Origin of the sequence: Microvirga rosea (assembly GCF_020595095.1) — a bacterium.
GTDB classification, from domain to species: domain Bacteria; phylum Pseudomonadota; class Alphaproteobacteria; order Rhizobiales; family Beijerinckiaceae; genus Microvirga; species Microvirga rosea.
In genome coordinates this window covers 246,988-268,451 of record NZ_JAJDOP010000005.1, presented here as the reverse complement: position 1 = coordinate 268,451, position 21,464 = coordinate 246,988, and the positions used below count along the sequence as shown (strand labels likewise).

Sequence of the window (21,464 nt, the reverse complement as noted above, 5' to 3'; positions counted from 1 at the left end):
GGCGGCCCCTCAAAGCCAAGGGAAGTCGGTGACGCGTCGGCCCGGCCGTGCCTCAGGGATGGCCGGAAAGGGCCTCGCCTCTCCGGGGATCCTTGGAGCGGCCCATCATCGGGAAGAGCTGAGCCAGCTCTTCCCGCCTGGGACGAAAAGGATCCTTTTCTCGACCGGCACCGCTTCACGGGGTTACGGCCGTGCCGGCGCCCAGCCCTCCCGTGTGCCGATTTCCAAGCCTCCCATGAACTCGACCAACAGCGGCGGGCCGGGCCATCGGCTGAAAATTCCGGATCGGAACCGGGAGGTTCCGCCGTCGGCGACCAGGGGAGGGAGAGCGCGGCGGAGACCTGCGCGGCCGTCAGCTTCCGGGGCCGCAGGACGGGGCCGGAAGCAGAGGAGTGGGTAAGGCCATGGGCGGCAACCGCAACGAGGTCCGAGATCCTCTACCGTCAAGCTTCTGTCGTAATGATCATGCTATGGTCATGTGAAAAGCACCGGCAACGCTTTGCCCCGTCATACGTTGTGCCAGTGCTGTCATCCACGGAAGACGTTTCGTCTTCCCATTCTCGCTCACGGAGTGCAAACGATGGCCAAGGTCCGCGCCCTGCCTCAGCGTAAGAAGGTCGGTTCTCTCGATACTCCAACGGATCTGAAGCCGGAGGGCGTGGCGGCCATCGCAAAAGCGCTCAATACGCTGCTGGCGGACACATTCGCCCTCTACATCAAGACCAAGAACTTCCATTGGCATGTGAGCGGACCGCATTTTCGCGATTATCATCTGCTCCTCGACGAGCAGGCCGCGCAGATCTTCGCAACGACGGACGACATCGCCGAGCGCGTACGCAAGATCGGAGGCACGACCCTGCGCTCGATCCGGCAGATCGCGTCGCTCCAGCGCGTTCAGGAGAACGAGGCCGAGTTCGTGCCCCCTCTCGAGATGCTGCGTGAGCTGATGAACGACAACAAGGCATTCGCCGCCAATCTGCGGGAGGCTCACGACATCTGCGACAAGTACGAAGATGTGGCGACTGCGAGCCTCATCGAGAACTGGATCGATGAAACCGAGCGGCGCACCTGGTTCCTGTTCGAGGCCAGCCGCGATGCCGACCGGACGGGACATTAAGCTCAAGGTCGGCGTGCTGAGCCGGCCGGGAATTAGCGTCCCCGCTCCAGAAGCCGCGAGATGACCCTGGCCGTGTAATCGACCATGGGGACGATGCGGGCATAGTTGAGCCGGGTCGGGCCGATCACGCCCAGCACCCCGACGATCTTCTGGCTGCCATCGCGGAAGGGCGCGGCGATCATGGAGGATCCGGACAGCGAGAACAGCTTGTTCTCGGATCCGATGTAAATCCGCACCCCTTCACCGTCCTCGGCCCGGGTCAGGAGGTCGATCACGTCGGTTTGCGTCTCCAGGTCCTCGAACAGAAGTCGAATACGTTCCAGGTCTTCCGCCGCCTTCAGGTCATCCAGGAGGTTCGCCTGTCCCCGGACGATGAGCTGGCGGGAATCGGCGGCCCCCACCGTCGTCGCAAGACCGGCCTCGACGAGCTTGGCCGTGAGCACATCGAGCTCGCGTTCCATGTCGCTGCGCCGGGCCGCGATTTCCTGCTTGAGATCGGACAGCGTCTTGCTTCGGATCCGGGCATTCAGGAAATTGCCGGCCTCGACCAGAGCGCTCGCGGGAAGACCCGCCGGCAGGTTGAGGAGCCGGTTTTCCACCGAGCCGTCCTCGCCGACGAGGACCACGAGGGCTCGGGCGGGATCCAGACGAACGAATTCGATGTGCTTGAGGCGCGCATTCGACTTCGACGTCACGACGACGCCCGCGCCCCGGGACATGCCGGACAGAAGGGCCGAGGCTTCCGCAAGCGCGGTTTCCATGGTGTGGCCGGACGCGGCGACCCTCATCTGGGCCTCGATCCGGGCACGTTCCTCTTGGCTCACATCCCCGATTTCCATCATGGCATCGACGAAGAACCGCAGGCCCGTTTCCGTGGGCAAGCGCCCGGCGCTCGTGTGAGGTGCAAAAATCAGGCCCGCGGCTTCGAGGTCCGACATGACGTTCCGGATCGATGCGGGCGACAGGGGCATGGGAAGGATGCGCGACAGGTTGCGCGAGCCGACCGGCTCCCCGGTGACAAGGTAGCTCTCGACGATGCGGCGGAAAATTTCCCGCGAGCGGTCGTTCAATTCCGCTATTGCCCGGATTTCATTCATGGAAGCGGATGGAGTCTGCCTGTTCATCGAAAATCATGAGGTCCGGTGATCGTCCTGGCCTAACCGCATTATGTGACGATGGAACGGGGCGAACGCAAGTGCGGTTTGCACGGCTCGTTGGGGGCAAACGCCGCGCAGCGGCGGACGAACCTTGCCGTTCCGGACAGAGGCCTTTATGAGCACCGGAGCCTCAGGAGAGACCATATGCGCCCTTCGCAGCGTGCCCCCGATGAACTGCGTCCCGTCACCTTGGAGCGCGGCGTCGCGCGATATGCGGAAGGGTCCTGCCTCGTGTCCTTCGGCAATACCCGGGTGCTGTGCACCGCCTCGCTCGAGGAAAAAGGTCCGCCCTGGCTGCGCGGCTCGGGAAAGGGCTGGGTGACGGCCGAGTATGCCATGCTGCCTCGCGCGACGCACGAGCGGACGCGCCGCGAAGTGAATTCCGGCAAGCCTTCCGGACGCACCCAGGAGATTCAGCGGCTCATCGGCCGCTCCTTGCGCGCGGTCGTCAATCTGCCGGCCATCGGCGAGCGCCAGATCGTGATCGATTGCGACGTGATCCAGGCGGACGGAGGCACGCGCACGGCCTCCATCACCGGGGCCTGGGTCGCGCTTCACGAGTGCTTTGCGTGGATGCAGGGCCGCTCGATCATCTCGATCAATCCGCTCCGTGAACCGGTCGCGGCGATCTCCTGCGGGATCTATCAGGGAACGCCGGTTCTCGACCTCGATTATGCCGAGGATTCCGCTGCGGAAACCGATGCCAATTTCGTGATCACGGGATCCGGTGGTCTCGTCGAGGTTCAGGGGACGGCGGAAGGGAAGCCTTTCTCGGAGGACGAGTTCCTCAGTCTCCTGCGCCTTGCGAAGTCTGGCGTCGCGCAGCTGATCGAGTTGCAGAAGAAGGCTGTCGGCCTGTAAGGAATTCAGTCCGGCCAGGGCGTGGCTGGAATGCATGTCCTTTCACGGCAGGTGCCTCGCATGGTCCGCTTGTTTCTGAGCTTGATTGTCGGGATTGTTGTCTCGTCCGCCGTGGCGGCGGAAGCCGTGACGGATCTGTCCGGAGGACAGGTCGGGTCCATCACGTTCCCGTCGCTCACCCCCAGGGGACCGACGGAACTGATGGCCGGCGGGGGCGCTCCCGCGCCGATCGTCGGCGAGTTGGCGATCCCGGCCACGCATGACGGGCCGGTTCCGGCGATGGTGATCATGCATGGCAGCGGAGGAATTCTCCCCGGCCGCGAGGGTGCTTGGGCCGACCGGTTGAACGCGATGGGTGTCGCGACTTTCGTGGTGGACAGCTTTACGCCGCGAGGATTTTCAGCGACCGGCGACGACCAGAGCCGACTGCCCCTGGCGGCCAGCGTGGCGGATGCCCTGACGGCCCTCAATCTGCTCGCGACACATCCCAAGGTCGATCCGAAGAGGATCGGCATCATGGGCTTCTCGAAGGGCGGGCAGCTCGCCCTCTACACGGCGCTGGAACCGTTTCGTCGGGCGGTGGCCAAGGACGATCTGCGGTTCGCCCTCCATATCGCGTTTTATTCCTCCTGCTCCGTTCCGTACCTTTCAACTCGCACCACCGGCGCCCCGATCGTTTTCCTGCTGGGGCAGGAGGACGACTTCACTCCTGCGGATCATTGCCGCCGCTATGCGGCGTTCTTCGAGAAGCATGGGTCGCCCGTGGGTTTCCATGTCTTTCCTGGTGCCCATCACGGATTTGATCTTCCGACGCCGCTCCGGTTTCTTCCCCGAGCGCAGACGGCCAGGGATTGCGGGCTCGACATCGAGCTCGACCCCAGAATGGTCGCGCGCCGGTGGGTGGACGGAAGCCTCATACCGCCGTCGGAAATTCAGCCCTATTTGAGAGAATGCATGAAGCGTGGAGCGTCCTATGGAGGACATGCGGATGCGCTTGCTGCTGCGATCGAACAGGTTCGAACATCCGTCACCCAGCACTTAACGTACCGGAAATAGCTATGCCCCGCCCGCTGACCGGAAAGGTCGTCATCGCCACTCACAACCCCGGCAAACTGCGCGAGATGAAGGAGCTGTTCGCTCCGTTCGGCGTGGAAGCCGTCTCGGCCGGTGAGCTCGGACTGCCTGTGCCGGCGGAGACCGGGCACATGTTTGCGGAAAATGCCGCCATCAAGGCTCATGCGGCGGCGAAAGCGACGGGCCTGCCGGCTCTGTCGGACGATTCCGGTCTGTGCGTGGATGCGCTCGATGGGGCGCCGGGGCTCTTCACGGCCGACTGGGCCGGTCCGAGCAAGGATTTTCCCGCCGCCATGCAGCGGGTTGAACGGGAGCTGCAGAAGAGGGGCGTCACCCCGACGGGCAACCGGAAGGCCCATTTCGTGTCTGCTCTGGTCATCGCCTGGCCGGACGGCCACGAGGAGCTGTTCGAAGGCCGCGTTTTCGGGCAGGTCGTCTGGCCTCCTCGCGGAAGCCAGGGATTCGGCTACGATCCGCTGTTCCAACCGGAGGGTTTCTCCGAGACGTTCGGCGAGCTGTCGTCGGAGCGCAAGCACGGCATCGATTGGTCGATGCCTGAGCCTCAGGCTTTGTCACACCGCGCCCGAGCCTTCGTAATGCTGGCGCAGGGGTGTCTCGGCAGGTCCTGATAAGGGCCGAGCCCTATGAGAAAAGCGCCCTTTCGGGCGCTTTTCCGCTTTCAGCGTCACAGATTTTGCGGCTTTAAGCCCCTTGCGAACCGTTCCGGTCGGCGCGGCGCTTGGCCATGAACGCGTCGAACTCCTCGCGGTCCTTCGCCCGCTTCAACTCCTCGACGAAGTTGCGGAACTCACGGGCCTCTTCGTCGAGCTTGCGGCGCTCTTCCTCGAGGCGCTCCAGCTCGCTGCGGCGGTAATCGTCGAAGGCCGCGTTGCCCGAGCCGGTTGCGAAGCCGGCGCCCGGCCGGCGATAGGCGAACAGGTCGTCCATCGGACGGCCGAAGTTCTCACGGAAAAAGGCCTTCGCCTCGTCGAATTTTGGATATCCCATGACTTTCCAGACCAGATAAGCGACCGCGAGCGGCCAGAACCAGATAAAGGCCAGGACAATGCCGGCGATCTCCAGGGCGCGGCGGGGCGGACGCCCGCAGCGGTGGTGATGGGTGCCGTTGTTCCAAGGCCCGGAACGACCAGGTCCCGTAGGACCCGAGCCTGGAAAGCCGGAGCCGGAGTTCCAGGCGGTGGAAGCAGAGTCAGACATCGCAGTTCCCGCATGTTAATGCTAACAACATTAACATGCGGATCGATTCCGGCGCTTTCAAGGGGATCAAAGGCGGAAACGATTATTTTTCGCCGGAGGGCTGGCGGCGCTGGAGCGCGCCGTGAACGAGGGCGAGGACGCCCGCCCGGAGCAGCTCGTACTTGTCGGGCAGCCCCGGCCCTCTGGGGAGCTGGCCCGCGGCATCGAGGGTGGCAATGCCATGGGACAGGGCCCAGACCTCGATGGCGATAAAGCGCACATCCACATCCTTGAACCCATCCGGGAAGGTTTCCGACAAAGCCTGAACCAGGAAGTCGAAGGCGCTGCCGGACGAGGGCGCCTCCGTGCCCTTATTCTCCTGGCTCTTGCTCTCCTGGCCCTTGGGGCCCCTGGCCCAGGGCGGCCCGCAGGATTCCGCCTCCACCGCCGGGAGCGGGGAGAACATGGCGGCATAAAAGCCGGGCTCCTGCTCGGCAAAAGCCAGATAGGCTTCTCCCATGCGGGTGAATCGCTCCAGCGGCGTTCCGTCACTCGAGAGTGCCCGGCCCAGCCGCTCCGCGAGCTGCCCGAATCCGCGGAACGCCACCTCGGCGACCAGGGCGTCCCGGCCGCGGAAATGCCGATAAAGGGCGGCCGGAGTGACGCCCACGAGCTTGGCGGCATCGGCCAGCGTGAAGCCTCCAAGGCCACGCTCGGCAATGAATCGCTGCGCCGCCTCGATGAGGGCTTCCTTGAGGTTTCCGTGATGGTAGCCCTGCCGGTCGAACGGGGCGCGCCAATGCCGCATGATGATACCTGTACACTCTTGTCGCCTAGCCTAGGGCCTCCGAAACGGGCAGGCTAGATCGGCTCATGAGGATGAACAGCGCTTGCGCGAAATTGTTCGTGACCGCAAGGGGACTCTGCGGCACGAGGGAGCGTGACGCGCGCGGGCGGAGCTGCCATATACACCCCATGATCGATCATCCGACGCGCGATGTGGGCTTTGGCGTCTATGTCCATTGGCCTTTCTGCGCCTCAAAGTGCCCTTATTGCGACTTCAACAGCCATGTCCGCCATCAGCCGGTGGACCAGGAGCGGTTTCTGTCGGCGTTCCGGCGCGAAATTGCCCATACGGCGGCGCGCATCCCCGGCCGCACGGTCACGAGCGTCTTCTTCGGCGGCGGCACGCCCTCCCTCATGAGGCCGGAAACCGTGGGCGCCATCCTCGATGCGATCGGCGGGGCCTGGACGGTCGATTCCGGCGCCGAGATCACCCTGGAGGCCAATCCGACCAGCGTCGAGGCGGAGCGCTTCCGCGGCTATCGGCAGGCGGGCATCAACCGTGTGTCTCTCGGGGTTCAGGCTCTGAACGATCCCGATCTCAAGCGGCTGGGCCGTATGCATTCGGTGGAGGAGGCGCTCGCGGCCGTGAGGGTCGCGGCTTCCATCTTCGACCGCTATTCCTTCGACCTGATCTATGCCCGTCCCGGCCAGACGCCGCAGGCATGGGCCGCCGAGCTCAGGCAGGCCATCGGTCATGCGGTCGAGCACCTGTCCCTTTATCAGCTCACGATCGAACCGGGGACCTGGTTCGAGCGCCTGTTCAACGCCGGCAAGATCACGATTCCTGACGAGGAGACCGGGCGAGCGCTTTATGACGTGACGCAGGAGACCTGCGAGAAGCACGGGCTTCCCGCATACGAGATTTCCAATCACGCCCGTCCGGGCGCGGAATCACGGCACAACCTGCTTTATTGGCGCTATGGCGAATATGCCGGCATCGGCCCCGGCGCTCATGGACGTCTCGTCACCGGCAACGCGCGGCTTGCCACGTCCACCGAAAAACATCCGGAAACCTGGTTGAGCCTCGTGGAGCGCGAAGGGCACGGCGTGATCGACGAGGAGGTTTTGACCACGGAGGCGGCGGGCGACGAATTTCTGTTGATGGGGCTTCGCCTCAAGGAGGGCATCGATCCGCGCCGCTTCGAGGCCTTCACCGGACGGTCGCTCCAGGAAAGCCGGGTGCTCACCTTGGAGGAGGAGGGGCTCATCCACCGCGATAGCCAGCGCCTGCGCGTCACGCCCACCGGATTTCCGGTCCTGAACGCCGTTATCGCGGAGCTGGCTTCGTGAGCCTGTGATCGTGGCGCCGGCCCGCGTCAAAAGGCCAAGGGGTCCTGCCTTTGGCGCCGGTTTCGCCGGTATCCACCCGGGTGAGGCGGCGCGATGGGGGAAACCCGTCAGCCGCGCCGCACTTTTCCTTCGATCACGTCCCACACCGTCACGGCCAGATCCGGCCCTCCGAGCCGTTTGATGGCGCGAATTCCAGTCGGGGCCGTCACGTTGATTTCGGTCAGGTTGCCGTCGATCACATCGATGCCGACCAGGATAAGGCCCATGCGTTTCAGCTCCGGCCCGATCGTCTCGCAGATCTCGCGCTCGCGGGGCGAGAGATCCGTGGGCTTGGCGGCGCCGCCCCGCACCATGTTGGAGCGAATATCATTGGCGGCGGGCACGCGGTTGACCGCGCCTGCCGCTTCCCCGTCGATCAGGATGATCCGCTTGTCCCCCTCGGTCACTTTCGGCAGGAAACGTTGGATCACCCAGGGCTCGCGGAACGTGGCCGCGAAAAGATCGAACAGCGATCCGAAGTTCGGATCCTCACGGCCGATCTTGAAGACGCTCGCGCCGCCATGCCCGTAGAGCGGCTTCATGACCACGTCGCCGTGTTCGCGGCGGAACTCCTCGATCTCGGCCTTGTCGCGGGAAATCAGGGTCGGAGGCATGAGATGGGGAAAGAGCGTGACGAAGATCTTTTCCGGCGCATTGCGCACGTGAGCCGGATCGTTCACCACGAGGGTCTTGGGGTGAATGCGCTCCAGGAAATGCGTCGCGGTGATATAGGCCAGATCGAAGGGCGGATCCTGGCGCATCAGCACCACGTCCACGCTCGACAGGTCGACCCGCTCCGGCGCGCTCAAGGTGAAATGATCACCCTCGACGTCCCGGGCCTCGACGGTTTCGGCCATGGCGGTCACGACGCCGTCCCGCAGGCTCAGGCGATCCGGCGTATAGTGCAGGACCCGATGCCCGCGCCGTTGCGCCTCCAGCAGCAATGCGAAGCCCGTATCGCCCGCGATCTTGATGCTCTTGATATGATCCATCTGGATCGCAACGGTCAGACTCATGCGTCAGTCTCCAAGGGAAGCGAGGTTATTGGCCGGAAATTCCGCAATGGCAACCATCTGTCTCATGATGGCTGTGCAGGGGAAGGCGCCCCCAGCCCCAAGCTCCTGTTTTCCGGCCGTCTTTGCCGGAGCCCCTTGTAGACGAGGCCACGCTTGCCATTTGATAGGCCATGTCCCGCCGTGCCCTTCTTCTGGTCAATGCCAAGAGCCGTACCGGTGCCTCTCAGTGCGAGAGGGCCATTGCCGTCCTGAAATCCCACGGTATCGAACCGGTTCATCAGGAGTGCGACAGAAGGGAGGATCTGTCTCCGCTGATCGTGAAGCATGCGCAGGAGGTGGATTGCGTCGTGGTCGGAGGCGGCGACGGCACCATGAACGCGGCAGCTCTGGGGCTCATCGAGGCCAACCTTCCGCTCGGCATCCTGCCCCTCGGAACCGCCAACGATCTCGCGCGCACCCTCGATATTCCGTTCGATCTCGACAAAGCGGCCGACATCATCGCAGCCGGGAAGACGCGGCGCATCGATCTGGGCCTCGTGAACGGGCAGCCCTTTTTCAACGTGGCCAGCATCGGTCTTTCGGCGGAACTGGCGCAGAAACTCACCCGCGACATCAAACGCCGTTTCGGGCGCTTCGGCTATGCCCTGGTTGCCGTCAAGGTACTGGCGCAAGCGCGTCCTTTTCGTGCGACGATCATCAGCGATGCCGAGTCCGCGCGCGTGAGAACCCTGCAGATCGCCGTGGGGAATGGGCGCTATTATGGCGGCGGAAACGCGGTCGAGAAGGATGCGGCGATCGATGACGAGCATCTCGATCTCTACAGCCTCGAATTCAACAGAGCCTGGAAACTCGCCCTCATGGCGCGGTCGTTCCGCACCGGCGCCCATGGGGCGTGGCGTGAGGTACGGGCCGTAAGGGCGCAGGAATTCGATATTCGCACACGTTTCCCGCGCCCCGTGAATGCGGATGGAGAGATCGTCACGCGCACGCCCGCGCATTTCTCCATCAAGCCCAGCGCCGTCACGGTTTTCACGCCTTGAGACCAAGGGGTTTAGCGCCACTCGGTCTGAAACGACGGGACCGAGGGACCGTGGCAGTCCGTTGCAAGAGGTTCGACAACGCGCGAGGTGCCCTGAAACGGCCGGCCATAGCGGACCGCATCCTCGATATTCCCACGGGACAGGCCGATATCGTGCAGCGCCGCGTCGCCGAAGGTCGAAAGCTGGCGGAGGTCGCGGCGGATGCGGATCTCCCGTGCGACGAAGGCAACGATCCCGCTCAAAACGGCGGAAAGCGTCGTACCGTTCCGTGAGAATGATGTGGTGCGGGTTAAGGTCAACGACATGGTTTGCTCCTGTTGATCTTCCCGCCGCTGTCGCCTAGGCGAGCGCTCTCCGTCGCCGACCATGGGTCGGACGTGGAAAGAACCTCGGAAAGGCCAGTCGGTCGGTCGATGGAGCCGCCTCTTCAGCGGCGATGGGATAACTTTAGGTCTCCCCCTTGCATAAGGGAAACGAATGTTCATTATGTTGAGAATAAGCATTCATTATTGAGGTCTCCCATGGCCAGAAATCTCGATGTCAGCCTCCTGCGGGCCTTCGTGGCCGTCGCCGACTTGGGCGGCATGACCGCGGCAGCCGGTGCCCTCAACCTCACTCAGGCCGCCGTCAGTCAGCAGATCAAGCGTCTCGAGGAGCTCGTCGGAGATGACCTCATCACCCGGGACAGGCGGGGCATGACGCTCACGGGAGCCGGCGAGCGGCTTTTCGGGAGAGCCAAGCGCCTGTTGGCGCTCAACGATGAGATCTGGACGGAGATGACCACCCCCGAATTCGAGGGTGAAATCCGGCTCGGCATTCCGAGCGACATCATCACGACTTATCTGCCGACCTTCCTGAAGGATTTCGCGCGCTGCTATCCGCGGGTCCAGATCTCCCTTCACAGCGGTTCGAGCGCAAAGCTGCGTTCCGAACTTTCCGCCGGGAAGGTGGACGTGGTGCTGGCCACGGAAATGACCTGCGACCCGGACGGCGAGAATCTCGTCATGGACCGGCTTGTGTGGGTTGGCGCACGCGGTGGGGAGGCGGCGCGGCAAAGGCCGCTGCCGGTGTCGATCGGATGCTCCGATTGCGCCTTCCGCGCCCCGATCCGCGAGGCGCTTCAGCAGGCGGGCATCGCTTGGCGTTCGGCATCGGAAGTGACCAACACGTCGGCGCAGGTGGCAACCGTTGCGGCCGATATCGCCGTGATGGCCTGGATGGCCTCCACGGTGCCGGAGGGGCTTGAGGTGCTCGGGCGGGAATCCGGATTGCCGATGCTGCCGCCCTTCACGGTCAATCTTTACCTGCCGAAGGATGGCGGCAACCACATCGTGCAGGAAATGGCGCGGCATATCCGCGAAGCCGTCACGGAGCGCCGGCGCCTCGTGGCCTAGAGCATTTCCAGTTCGAACGCCGCCTTCACATGTTTCGGCCATCGCCGGGGTGCGAGAAACACCGCGTCGGCTCGCCAAGTCTTGTCGGACGCCCAGGCGTGACGCGCGATCCAGGCGCGGACGGCGCGGGAGAAGCGGCGGCGCTTCGTGGCCGTAATGGCACTGAGCGCATCGTCCATCCGGCCACGGGCCTTCACCTCCACGAAAGCGATGGTGCCGCCTTTGACGAAGATGAGATCGATCTCGCCGCCCGCCGCCGAATACCGATGGGCGAGCGGACGGTAACCTTTGAGGATCATGAACAGGAGCGCGATAAACTCGGCCCGCCGCCCTCGCAAAAAGGTGGTGCGCCGACGCTCCGGAGCCCTCGTCATGAGTCTTTCCGGGCCAGCGTCAGAGCACGCGCATAGGCATCGCGTTTAGGGATGTTGAGTTCCGCCGCGACGAGGGCGGCCGCATCCTTGATCGAGTGATTTTTGAGGGCGGCCTCGAGCTTGTCGTCGATCACCGCGTCGACCTCGGCCGCCTGCATATCCTTGCTGGCTTCACCGATCAGGACCACGATCTCGCCCTTGGGCGGACCTTCCTGCGCGAATATTTCCGCAAGTTCGGGCAAGGTGCCGCGCCGGATGGTTTCGAACATCTTGGTCAGCTCACGCGCGACGACCGCCTGACGTTCGCCGAGAACGGCTGCCGCATCGGCCAGCATCTCGGGCAGCCGGTGCGGACCCTCGAACAGCATGAGCGTACCGGGAATGCCAGCGATCTCCGCAAGCCGTGTCCGGCGCGCCGCGCTTTTCGGCGGGAGAAAGCCTTCAAAGAAGAACCGGTCGGTCGGAAGGCCGGAGACCACGAGAGCCGTCAGAACCGCGGACGGCCCCGGGATGGGGGTGACCGGCAAACCCTCCTCGATGGCGGCCTGAACCAGCTTGTAGCCCGGATCGGAAACCAGCGGCGTTCCGGCATCCGAGACCAGGGCAAGGGCCTGACCTTCCCGGATCCGGTGAACCATACGCTCGCGGACGGCTTCGTTGGAATGCTCGTGATAGGCCACGAGCGGAGTCGTGATGCCGTAGTGAGCGAGCAATGTCTTCGTCACGCGGGTGTCTTCGGCCAGAACGGCATCGGCGGCCGCCAGGACGCTGAGAGCCCGGAAGGAAACGTCCCGCAGATTGCCGATCGGAGTCGCCACGACATAGAGGCCGGGCGGCAGGGGCTCCGCCTCCGCCGCAAGGCCGAAGGCCGTGAAAGTCGCGGCCCGGACCGGGGCCTCCCTGCGCTTCGTTCTGTTGTCGATTCTCTGTGTCATCGTCCGTCACTGTCGCATGAGGGCCTGCTGGGGCAAGGGCTATTCGCCTGAGGCCCGTTTCGAACCCTGAGAACACTGTTTACCATTTTACGGCATCATGCCCCCGGACTTTTGAATTCGGGTCCGGGGGATGGAATGGCGGATCTTCCTTTCGTAGCGGATAGGGCGGCGCGGAGCATCAAGCCCGCAGGGGCGCGTGCATTCCTCGCGCTGAGTCTCGTGAGCACGCTGTTCCTGGCCGGCTGCGTCGGTTCGGGAAGCATGAAACCGCCGCGTCGGAGCAAGCCGCCGGTCGCCGATGCGAAACCGATCTTCGATGCCGATCTTCCCGCAACCGGAGCCGTCGCCGGCCCGCCCGCCGAGACGTCGCCGATGCCGGCCGGCGGCACCCCGGGCGTGACGATCGGCAACGGACCTGTGCGCGTCGGGCTCATTCTGCCCCTGTCGGGCCAGGGACAGGGGGCGGTCGCGGCGCAGAGCATGCGCAATGCTGCCGACCTCGCCCTCAGCGAGGTGCAGGGTTCGCAAGTCACCATCCTGGTGAAGGACGATCGCGGCACGCCCGAAGGCGCGCGCGAGGCGACGAACCAGGCTCTGGCTGAAGGAGCCGAGCTGATCATCGGGCCCTTGTTCGCGGGTTCCGTTCAGGGCGCCGCCCAGATCGCGCGCCAGGCCGGTCGCCCGATCCTCGCCTTCTCGACGGATACGAGCGTTGCCACACGCGGCGTCTACCTCTTGAGCTTCCTGGTTCAGTCCGAGGTGGATCGCATCATCGCCTTCGCGGCGTCGCAGGGACGGCGCTCCGTGGCGGCGCTGATCCCGCAATCCACGTACGGCAGCGTCGCTGAGGCGCAGTTCCGGGAGGCCGCCGCGCAACAGGGTATGCGGGTCGTGGCCGTCGAGCACTATCCGCCCGGCCAGCCGCAGGCCGCGGTCCAGCGTATCGCATCGCTCGTGGCCGGTTCCGCGCCGCAGGCCGACACACTGTTCATTCCCGATAACGGCGATGGCCTGCCGATGGTGGCCCAGGCGCTGCAGACGATCGGGTTCAATCCCCAACGGGTGAAGCCGCTCGGCACCGGGCTGTGGAACGAGCCGCGCGTTTTTGCCCTTCAGGGTCTCCAGGGCGGTTGGTTCTCGGCTCCCGACAATCGCGGCTTCGAGGCCTTCGCGGCCCGATACCGTGCCCGCTTCAACACGGATCCCATCCGGCTCGCCACCCTGTCCTACGATGCGGTGACCTTGGTCGCGACCCTCACCCGGGTGCAGGGATCGCAACGCTTTGCGGAAGGCGTCCTGACGAATCCTGCGGGATTTGCCGGCGCCGACGGCGTCTTCCGCTTCAAGACCGACGGCACGAACAACCGCGCCCTCGCGGTGCAGGAAATCAGAGGAGGCGCGGCTGCGATGATCAGTGCCGCCCCGCGCACGCTTGTCGCCGCCAACTGAGCCCGGCACGTCTCAGGTTCGTCGTGTTGCCGTTGCGCTCAGCTCGGGACGATTGTTGAGCGTCTGGAAAACCACGCAATAACGCTCCGTCAGTTTGAGAAGCTGATCGATCTTGTCCTGGGGCGCGTCGGTGTCGAGTTCGAAGCTCAGGCGAATGGCCGTGAAGCCCACAGGAGCCGCCTTGTCGACGCCGAGGGTGCCACGAAAATCGAGATCGCCTTCCGCCTTGACCGCTCCATGACGCAGATCGATCTCGAGAGCCGTCGCCACGGCCTTGAGGGTGACCCCGGCGCAGGCGACGAGGGCTTCGAGCAGCATGTCACCGGAACAGAGTTCCGCGCCGGAGCCGCCGGTCGCGGGATGCAGGCCCGCAACCGCGAGGGCCCGGCCGGTCTCGACCTTGCAGGCAATGTGCTGGTCGTCGAGAGTGCCCTGGGCCTTCAAGGTGATCACCGCCGAGTCCGGCGAGGAGCGATACTGATCCTTCAGGGGCGCCTGGAGGGCGCGCAGCTGAGTTGCGTCCATGGGATTGTCCTTGAAAACTGTTTCCGATGTCACCACCAGAGCGCAGCCGCTTCCCGGTCGCGCTCCCGTTGCGGCGATGCTTGCACGGGATTGAGGGACTGGTCCAGGGCCGCGAGCACACGTCTCACGGCGGATTCGAACGGCAGGGCCGCCCTGTCGCGGGGACGGGCCAAGGCGAGCGGCAATTCATCGAAAATGCGTCCCGGTTTCGGCTGCATGATGATGGCCCGGTCGGCGAGGGTCACCGCTTCCTGAACGTCGTGCGTCACGAGCACGACGGTGGGGCGCGTTTCCTCCCACAATCCGAGCAGATGCTCGTGCAGGCTTGCCCGGGTGAAGGCATCGAGCGCCGAGAACGGTTCGTCGAGGAGCAGCACTTTCGGGTGCATGACGAACGCCCGCGCGATGGCGACCCGCTGCTGCTGCCCGCCTGAGAGATCACGCGGCCAACGCGTTCCGTGTTCCGCCAAGCCGATCTTCTCGAGAGCATGGGCCACGCGGGCCTTGCGCTCGTTCCTGTCCAGATGATCGAGGCCGAACGCCACGTTATCGGCCACCGTGAGCCAGGGCAGCAGGCGCGGTTCCTGAAACACGATGCCGACCGCAGGGTGCGGTTCGTGGATGGTCTCTCCGTCGAGCCGGATAGCCCCGGCGCTGGCACGATCGAGCCCGGCGATCAGACGAAGCAACGTGGTCTTGCCGCAGCCGGAGCCACCGATCAGCGCGACGATCTCGCTTTCCCGAACGGAGAGATTGATATCCGTAAGCGCCCTCGTTCCATCCGCGTAGGTTTTCGACAGATGCGAGAGGTTCAGCATTACAGGCGCTCCCTGGCAACGTCCTGCCAGCGCACGAGCGGACGCGTGCCGAAGACGAGCAGGCTGTCCGCCGCCTTGCCGAGCAGCGCGAACGCAATGATGGCGGCCAGGATCTGATCGGGTTTGCCCATCTGCTGGCCGTCCACCAGGAGATAACCCAGACCCTCGGACGCTCCCATGAACTCGGCCGCCACCACGAACATGAAGCCGAGCCCGAGACCCGAGCGGAGGGCGATGACGGCTTCCGGCAGAACGGCGGGCAGGAGGATGCGACGGGCGAGCTTGGCGCGGGAAAGGCGAAACACGCGCCCCACCTCCACCAGCTTCCGATCCACGGAAAGAATGGCGCCCGCAATGCCGAGATACACCGGAAAAAACACCCCCACGGCAATGAGCGCGACCTTCGACGCTTCGAAGATGCCCAGCCACAGGATGAACAACGGAACCCAGGCGATGGACGGAATCGCCCGCAGGGCCTGGAGCGTCGGATCCAGAACCCGCCGCAACGTTTCGCTGGAGCCTGACAGGGCGCCGACCGCGATTCCGGCCCCGGCGCCGATGACGAAGCCTGCAAGAATGCGCCACAAGGTGGCCGAGGCGTGGGTCCAGAGTTCGCCCGTCCGGGCAAGGGCCCAGAGCGTCGCGGCGATGCGGCTCGGCGGCGGCACGAGACGTCCCTGGGCAAGGCCGAAATGAACGGCGGCTTCCCACAGAAGTGCGATCCCGACAGGCAAGAAAAAGCCGAGAAGGGCACGCCCATCGAAGGCGCGACGCTTCCCGGCAGGGGAAGGAGCCGCGAGAGCGGCAGCTCCTTGAGGGGAGGACCAGCCTTGGCGCGGAGATTGGATCGTGCCTTGGCCTGTCACGGCGCTCTCCCGTGATGAACGGTTTTAGCGGGATGCCGTGGCAAAGCGGCGATCGACGAGCCCGTCGACGGCGGCCCGTACATCCGTATCGGCCGGAACGACGCCCGCCTGCTGCAGCGCGAGCCCTGCGGCCAGGATGGTGTCGATCTGCTGTTGTCCAATGGCGGAATGGGTGAGTTCCGTACGTTCGAGCTGACGCTCGATCACCGCATCGGGGAGCTTGGTATAGGCCACGAGGCTTTTCTTCAGCTCCGCCGGATTGGCGAGGGCGTAGGCGCGGGCTTCCTCATAGGCCTTCAGGACCCGGGTCACGAGCGCAGGGTTCTCCTTGGCGAAAGCCTCGCTCACATTGAGGATGCCCCAGGTATTGGCCGCGGCATTGCGATAGAACAGCTTCGCGCCGCTCTCGACTTCGGCCGCCGCCATGAGCGGGTCGAGCCCGGCCCAGGCGTCCACGTCGCCGCGCTCGAGCGCGGTGCGTCCGTCCGGATGCTGGAGGAGAACGAGTTTGACATCCTTCTCCGTGAGCTTCGCTTCCTGAAGTGCGCGCACGAGGAAGATGTGCGGATCGGTGCCGCGGGTCACCGCGACGCGCTTGCCCTTGAGGTCCTCGACCTTGGCGATGGGGCTGTCCTTGGCCGTGACGAGGGCCGTCCATTCCGGGCGCGAATAAACGTAGATGGACTTGATGGGATTGCCGTTGATCTTGCCGATCAGCGCGGCGGCTCCGGCGGTCGAGCCGAAATCGATGGAGCCGGCGTTGAGAAATTCGAGAGCCTTGTTCGAGCCGAGCGTTTGCACCCAGCGGACGCCGATGCCGTCCTTCGCCAGTTCCTTTTCCAGAAAGCCCTTGTCCTTGAGAACGAGGCTCACCGGATTGTAGGTGGCGTAATCGATGCGGATTTCCTTCGGCTGGGCGAAGGCGGCCGAGGCCAGGCCGGTCGTAAGGGCGGCGGCGAGGAAGAGACGGCGGGAGAGGCTCATGGAACGCTCCTGGTTGGCGCAGGAGCGTCCTTCTGGCCGCCCGGCGCTTTAGCTGCATTTGTTTCGCGCCCGCAAGCTGCTTGCTCAAATCGGCGCGTGTCCTTTTTATAGGATCGATACGTTTCTTTTGTCAAACGATGGCTTCTAAAACGAACGTCTTAGGGAACTGCGACCTCATCTCCGACGAGAGCCCATGGGCGATGGGCCGGCGAAGTGCTAAGCGATAACGTCAACGAACAAGGTCTGCCCCATGGCTTATCCCAGCCTCGATGCCGTCCTGCCCGACCCGGGCGATGAGCCGCCCCGCGATGCAGCCGATCTGCGGGCAAGGCTCGTTCCCGGGCTGAGACGCTTCCTCGAGGACAGTCGCGCCGCGGCCGAGGCCCGCCTGCTGGAAAAGGGCGACGGCCTTGCCTGCGCCCGCTTTCTGTCGGACCGGATGGACGATCTCGTGCGCCTCGTCTACGAGGCGGTCGTCCGGCATCTTTATCCTGCGGACAATCCCTCCATGGCCGAGCGCCTCGCGGTGGTCGCGACGGGCGGCTACGGGCGCGGAACGCTGGCGCCCGGCTCGGACGTCGATCTGCTGTTTCTTCTCCCTTACAAGAAGACCGCCTGGAGCGAGAGCGTCGTCGAGGCGATGCTTTACGTTCTGTGGGATCTCAAGCTGAAGGTCGGGCACGCCACGCGGTCGGTGGAGGAATGTCTGCGCGAAGGCGCTGCGGACATGACCATCCGCACCTCGCTTCTCGAGGCGCGCTTCATGTTCGGCGACAAGGCTCTCTATGACGATCTCGTGTCCCGCTACGACAAGGAAATCGTCGCTTCTTCGGCGGCCGAATTCGTCGACGCGAAGCTCAAGGAAAGAGATGCCCGCGTCGCGAAGGCCGGAGCGTCGCGCTACCTCGTCGAGCCGAACGTCAAGGACGGAAAAGGGGGCTTGCGCGATCTCAACACGCTCTTCTGGATCTCGAAATACGTCTACCGCGTCCGTGAACCTCAGGAGCTGGTGAAGGCGGGGCTCTTCACGCCGGAAGAGTTCAAGCTTTTCGCCCGTTGCGAGGAATTCCTCTGGCGCGTGCGCTGCCACCTGCATTTCGCGACAGGCCGCGCGGAGGAGCGCCTGACGTTCGATCTTCAGCGGACGATCGCCGAGCGCATCGGTTTCGTCGGCCGTGGAGGATTGTCGGCCGTCGAGCGCTTCATGAAATCGTATTTCCGGATCGCCAAGGATGTGGGCGATCTCACGGCGATCGTGTGTGCGGAGCTCGAAGGGCGTCAGGCGAAGAAGCGTCCGGTTCTGGACCGCATGTTCGGCCGCTTTCGCCGTCGGCGCGGCGGCGCTCTCGAAAACGAGGCCTTCATCATCGACAACAACCGGATCAATCTGCGCAGCGAGGATGCTTTCCAGGACGATCCGGTCAATCTCATCCGTTTGTTCTGGCTCGCGGACCGGCACAACCTGGCGATACACCCGGATGCGACGCGCCTTGCGACCCGCTCGCTTTCGTTGATCGGACCGACCCTGCGCAACAGCCGGGACGCGAACCGGCTCTTTCTCGACATTCTCACATCGAGGAACGCGCCGGAGATCGTGCTGCGGCTGATGAATGAGGCGGGCGTGCTGGGACGCTTCATCCCCGATTTCGGCCGTATCGTGGCGATGATGCAATTCAACATGTATCATCACTATACGGTCGACGAGCATCTGATCCGCTCCATCGGCGTCCTGACGGAAATCGAGAGCGGCGCGGGCAGCGCGGATCACCCGCTCGCGACGCAGATCACCGGAACGATTCACAACCGGCGCGCGCTCTACGTCGCGGTTTTTCTTCACGACATTGCCAAGGGGCGTCCGGAAGACCACTCGACGGCCGGGGCCGCGATCGCACGCAAGCTCGGTCCGCGGTTCGGTCTCAGCGACTCGGAGACCGACACCGTCGCCTGGCTCGTCGAGCACCATCTTCTGGCGTCGAACACCGCACAAAGCCGCGATCTGTCGGATCCCGCGACCATTAAGACCTTCGCCGACACGGTCCAGACCATGGAGCGGCTCAAGCTGCTTCACCTCCTGACGATCGCCGACATCAAGGCCGTGGGGCCGGGCGTCTGGAATGGGTGGAAGGGACAGCTGCTGCGCAATCTCTATCACGAAACGGAAGTGATGTTGGGCGGCGGAGCCGCCGACATCGCCCGGTCCGATCGCGTCCGCCTGGCGCAGGAGGAGCTTCGGGCCGCGCTGCCGGAATGGACGCCGGAAGAGTTCGACGCTTATGCCTCGCGCCATGCGCCGGCCTATTGGCTGAAGACCGATCACACGCGGAGGGTGAAGCAGGCCCATTTCGCCCAGGGCGCGGATCGGGAGGGGCGGACGGTCACCACGTCCTATGAGACGGATCAGTTCCGCGGGGTCACCGAATTCACGATCCTGTCACCGGACCATCCGCGGCTTCTCGCCATCATTACCGGGGCCTGCGCGGCGGCGGGCGGCAACATCGTCGACGCGCAGATCTTCACCACGACGGACGGAATGGCCCTCGATACCATCGTGCTCTCCCGGGCGTTCGACCGGGACGAGGATGAACTGCGCCGGGCCGAGAGGGTGGCGACGGCCATCGAGCGAGCCCTGAAAGGGGAGGTGCGAATCGCCGATCTGGTTGACGGCAAGCGCCCCGCGAAGGAGCGCGCCCGGACCTTCCAGCTCGCTCCGGACGTATCTATCGACAATTCCCTGTCGAGCCGTCAGACCGTGATCGAAGTGTCCGGCCTCGACCGGCCCGGTCTCCTCTATGACCTGACGACGGCCCTCGGGAAGCTCAACCTGAACATTGCCTCCGCCCATATCGTGACGTTCGGGGAAAAGGCCGTGGACGTGTTCTATGTAACGGACCTCACGGGCACCAAGGTCACCCATGCGGGACGCCAGGCCTCCATCCGGAGAGCCTTGCTGGAGGTGTTCAAGGCTGAGGAAACGGAGACGGCCCAGCGCCGTACCGCTTGATTTGTGGGAACAGGGACCTGATATGTGGCCGGACACCCTTTCCTCATCCCAGTAGATTGACGATGAAGCCGCAAGACACGGAAAACCAGACCACGACGCCGCAGGCCGAGCCCACTGCCGAGGCCGCCAACGACGCCGCTCCTCAGGGAACTCCCGATCCGGTGGCCGTCCTTGAAGCCGAAAAGGCCGAGCTCAAGGACAAGATGCTGCGTCTCATGGCCGACATGGAAAACCTCCGCCGCCGCACGGAGCGCGAGATCGCCGACGCCCGGGCCTATGCGGTCACGAGCTTTGCGCGCGATATGCTGAACGTGGCGGATAATATCCGCCGCGCCATCGAGAACGTGCCGGAGGACGCGCGTCAGGCCGCCGAGGGCGCGCTCAAGGGCCTGGTCGAGGGAATCGACCTGACCGAGCGCGATCTGCTCAAGACCCTGGAGCGTCACGGGGTGAAGAAGCTCGATCCCCAGGGCCAGAAATTCGACCCGAACCTGCATCAGGCCATGTTCGAGGTTCCCAATCCCGAGGTGCCGAACGGAACCGTCGTCCAGGTGGTTCAGTCGGGCTACGTGATCGGCGATCGGGTGCTGCGTCCGGCGCTTGTGGGCGTCGCGAAAGGCGGACCGAAAGCTGCCGCCAACGGCGGGGCTCAGGAGGCCGGCAACTCCTCCGCGGCTTCCTGAGGCAGGTAAAGCCGTTGGACCCGGCGGCTGTTTTGCCGAGGACGATCAAGAGCGCCTGTGATCGCAGGCGCTCCCACGGCTGAAGCCGTGATGTAGGATCGGCCATGCCGCACGCCCGCGGCGAAGACCTGAAGGCGTATCCGTGGGCCTGATCTCCACCATTCCCTTTGAAACCATCGGCATTGCCGTCTTTGCCCTCACCGGCGCGCTCGTCGCCGCGCGCCGGGGCATGGACCCTTTCGGCTTCGCGCTCCTGGCCACCGTCACGGGTGTCGGGGGCGGGACGTTGCGTGATCTCCTGATCGGCACCCGCCCGGTCTTCTGGGTCGGCGATCCAAAGGACGTTCTTGTCTGTCTCGTGGTGGCCGGAATCGTCTTCGCCCTTGGTCCCAGGCGGGTCACGGCCCTCGATGGCGGCCGGCGCGGCCGAGCGCTGCTTTGGGCTGACGCCGTGGGCCTGGCGCTCTTTGCCGTCGGCGGCACGGGCAAGGCCCTGGCGGCGGACGTCCCGGCTCTCTCGGCTGTGGCCCTCGGAACCATCACGGCGACCTTCGGAGGAATCATCCGCGACATTCTGGCGGGAACGACGCCGCTCGTTCTGCGCAAGGAAATCTATGTCACGGCGGCTGCCCTGGGCGCGGCCGTCATGGTCGGCGCACGGGCGGCAGGTCTTGATCCGTTCACGAGCGCGGCGGCCGGTTTTACCGGCGCCTTCGGCCTCAGAGCCCTCGCCATTCTGCGGGGCTGGTCCCTTCCGGTCTTTCCACGGCGGGATGCGGACGGCTGACGCCGCCCTAG

22 protein-coding genes and 1 riboswitch are annotated in these 21,464 nt (G+C 64.7%); of the genes, 11 read left to right on the top strand and 11 right to left on the bottom strand.

What is annotated here, in order from left to right:
- Positions 1 to 580 precede the first annotated feature (580 nt).
- Entirely contained in the window at positions 581 to 1,117 is a 537-nt protein-coding gene (locus LJD17_RS15210) for a Dps family protein (RefSeq protein ID WP_227385029.1), read from the top strand.
- Positions 1,118 to 1,149: 32 nt separating this feature from the next.
- Here the strand turns inward: LJD17_RS15210 and hrcA are convergent, their stop codons facing one another.
- Positions 1,150 to 2,241, bottom strand: a complete 1,092-nt coding sequence (gene hrcA, locus LJD17_RS15205) for a heat-inducible transcriptional repressor HrcA (RefSeq protein ID WP_227385028.1) — start codon at positions 2,239 to 2,241, stop codon at positions 1,150 to 1,152.
- A gap of 177 nt (positions 2,242 to 2,418) precedes the next feature.
- Between hrcA and rph the strand changes: the two genes are divergently transcribed.
- Genes rph through LJD17_RS15190 form a run of 3 tightly spaced genes read left to right on the top strand, consistent with a single transcriptional unit; the run spans position 2,419 to position 4,838 of the window.
- A complete protein-coding gene (gene rph, locus LJD17_RS15200) occupies positions 2,419 to 3,135 on the top strand; it encodes a ribonuclease PH (protein WP_227385027.1) in 717 nt (238 codons plus the stop codon).
- Between the two features lie 60 nt (positions 3,136 to 3,195).
- Positions 3,196 to 4,191, top strand: a complete 996-nt coding sequence (locus LJD17_RS15195; RefSeq protein WP_227385026.1) for a dienelactone hydrolase family protein — start codon at positions 3,196 to 3,198, stop codon at positions 4,189 to 4,191.
- Between the two features lie 2 nt (positions 4,192 to 4,193).
- Positions 4,194 to 4,838, top strand: coding sequence for a non-canonical purine NTP pyrophosphatase (locus tag LJD17_RS15190; protein WP_227385025.1), 645 nt, complete (start codon positions 4,194 to 4,196; stop codon positions 4,836 to 4,838).
- Between the two features lie 73 nt (positions 4,839 to 4,911).
- Here LJD17_RS15190 and LJD17_RS15185 read toward each other — a convergent pair whose 3' ends face one another.
- On the bottom strand, positions 4,912 to 5,427 hold the full coding sequence (locus tag LJD17_RS15185) for a DUF2852 domain-containing protein (RefSeq protein WP_227385024.1): 516 nt from the start codon (positions 5,425 to 5,427) through the stop codon (positions 4,912 to 4,914).
- 82 nt (positions 5,428 to 5,509) lie between these two features.
- The gene (locus tag LJD17_RS15180; protein WP_227385023.1) at positions 5,510 to 6,214 is read right to left on the bottom strand and encodes a TetR/AcrR family transcriptional regulator; all 705 of its coding nucleotides are present in this window, start codon (positions 6,212 to 6,214) and stop codon (positions 5,510 to 5,512) included.
- Between the two features lie 167 nt (positions 6,215 to 6,381).
- Between LJD17_RS15180 and hemW the strand changes: the two genes are divergently transcribed.
- Entirely contained in the window at positions 6,382 to 7,542 is a 1,161-nt protein-coding gene (hemW, locus tag LJD17_RS15175; RefSeq protein ID WP_227385022.1) for a radical SAM family heme chaperone HemW, read from the top strand.
- Between the two features lie 107 nt (positions 7,543 to 7,649).
- Here the strand turns inward: hemW and gshB are convergent, their stop codons facing one another.
- Positions 7,650 to 8,597, bottom strand: coding sequence for a glutathione synthase (gshB, locus tag LJD17_RS15170; protein WP_227385021.1), 948 nt, complete (start codon positions 8,595 to 8,597; stop codon positions 7,650 to 7,652).
- A gap of 170 nt (positions 8,598 to 8,767) precedes the next feature.
- Here gshB and LJD17_RS15165 point away from each other — a divergent pair, with 170 nt between their 5' ends.
- Complete coding sequence (locus tag LJD17_RS15165; protein WP_227385020.1) at positions 8,768 to 9,637, top strand: lipid kinase; 870 nt, start codon at positions 8,768 to 8,770, stop codon at positions 9,635 to 9,637.
- Between the two features lie 11 nt (positions 9,638 to 9,648).
- Here LJD17_RS15165 and LJD17_RS15160 read toward each other — a convergent pair whose 3' ends face one another.
- Positions 9,649 to 9,942 carry a DUF1127 domain-containing protein gene (locus LJD17_RS15160; protein ID WP_227385019.1) on the bottom strand — a complete coding sequence of 98 codons (294 nt, stop codon included), beginning with the start codon at positions 9,940 to 9,942 and terminating at the stop codon, positions 9,649 to 9,651.
- A gap of 216 nt (positions 9,943 to 10,158) precedes the next feature.
- On the opposite strand from LJD17_RS15160, the gene LJD17_RS15155 reads away from it, so the two are divergent.
- Entirely contained in the window at positions 10,159 to 11,031 is an 873-nt protein-coding gene (locus LJD17_RS15155) for a LysR substrate-binding domain-containing protein (protein ID WP_227385018.1), read from the top strand.
- On the opposite strand, the gene LJD17_RS15150 is transcribed toward LJD17_RS15155, so the two are convergent.
- Together LJD17_RS15150 and rsmI are read right to left on the bottom strand one after the other, a co-directional pair.
- A complete protein-coding gene (locus LJD17_RS15150) occupies positions 11,028 to 11,405 on the bottom strand; it encodes a YraN family protein (protein ID WP_227385017.1) in 378 nt (125 codons plus the stop codon). The two genes, LJD17_RS15155 and LJD17_RS15150, sit on opposite strands and share 4 nt — an antisense overlap.
- Complete coding sequence (gene rsmI, locus LJD17_RS15145) at positions 11,402 to 12,340, bottom strand: 16S rRNA (cytidine(1402)-2'-O)-methyltransferase (RefSeq protein WP_227385016.1); 939 nt, start codon at positions 12,338 to 12,340, stop codon at positions 11,402 to 11,404. The genes LJD17_RS15150 and rsmI overlap by 4 nt, the downstream gene beginning before the upstream one ends.
- A gap of 135 nt (positions 12,341 to 12,475) precedes the next feature.
- On the opposite strand from rsmI, the gene LJD17_RS15140 reads away from it, so the two are divergent.
- The gene (locus tag LJD17_RS15140; RefSeq protein ID WP_227385015.1) at positions 12,476 to 13,789 is read left to right on the top strand and encodes a penicillin-binding protein activator; all 1,314 of its coding nucleotides are present in this window, start codon (positions 12,476 to 12,478) and stop codon (positions 13,787 to 13,789) included.
- A gap of 12 nt (positions 13,790 to 13,801) precedes the next feature.
- Here LJD17_RS15140 and LJD17_RS15135 read toward each other — a convergent pair whose 3' ends face one another.
- Genes LJD17_RS15135 through LJD17_RS15120 form a run of 4 tightly spaced genes read right to left on the bottom strand, consistent with a single transcriptional unit; the run spans position 13,802 to position 16,982 of the window.
- A complete protein-coding gene (locus LJD17_RS15135; protein ID WP_227385014.1) occupies positions 13,802 to 14,314 on the bottom strand; it encodes an OsmC family protein in 513 nt (170 codons plus the stop codon).
- A 29-nt stretch (positions 14,315 to 14,343) separates the two neighbouring features.
- Positions 14,344 to 15,132, bottom strand: coding sequence for an ABC transporter ATP-binding protein (locus tag LJD17_RS15130; protein ID WP_227385013.1), 789 nt, complete (start codon positions 15,130 to 15,132; stop codon positions 14,344 to 14,346).
- Positions 15,132 to 15,998 (bottom strand): ABC transporter permease, encoded by an 867-nt coding sequence (locus LJD17_RS15125; protein ID WP_406600817.1) that lies wholly within the window; start codon positions 15,996 to 15,998, stop codon positions 15,132 to 15,134. Before LJD17_RS15125 ends, LJD17_RS15130 begins: the two co-directional genes overlap by 1 nt.
- 24 nt (positions 15,999 to 16,022) lie before the next feature.
- Positions 16,023 to 16,982, bottom strand: coding sequence for an aliphatic sulfonate ABC transporter substrate-binding protein (locus LJD17_RS15120; protein ID WP_227385012.1), 960 nt, complete (start codon positions 16,980 to 16,982; stop codon positions 16,023 to 16,025).
- A gap of 28 nt (positions 16,983 to 17,010) precedes the next feature.
- Positions 17,011 to 17,088: riboswitch (SAM riboswitch) on the bottom strand.
- Between the two features lie 144 nt (positions 17,089 to 17,232).
- On the opposite strand from LJD17_RS15120, the gene LJD17_RS15115 reads away from it, so the two are divergent.
- From LJD17_RS15115 to LJD17_RS15105, 3 genes are all read left to right on the top strand, one after another.
- Complete coding sequence (locus LJD17_RS15115; RefSeq protein WP_227385011.1) at positions 17,233 to 19,983, top strand: [protein-PII] uridylyltransferase; 2,751 nt, start codon at positions 17,233 to 17,235, stop codon at positions 19,981 to 19,983.
- Positions 19,984 to 20,045: 62 nt separating this feature from the next.
- Positions 20,046 to 20,666, top strand: coding sequence for a nucleotide exchange factor GrpE (gene grpE, locus LJD17_RS15110; protein ID WP_227385010.1), 621 nt, complete (start codon positions 20,046 to 20,048; stop codon positions 20,664 to 20,666).
- 142 nt (positions 20,667 to 20,808) lie between these two features.
- Entirely contained in the window at positions 20,809 to 21,453 is a 645-nt protein-coding gene (locus tag LJD17_RS15105; RefSeq protein ID WP_227385009.1) for a trimeric intracellular cation channel family protein, read from the top strand.
- Positions 21,454 to 21,464 lie beyond the last annotated feature (11 nt).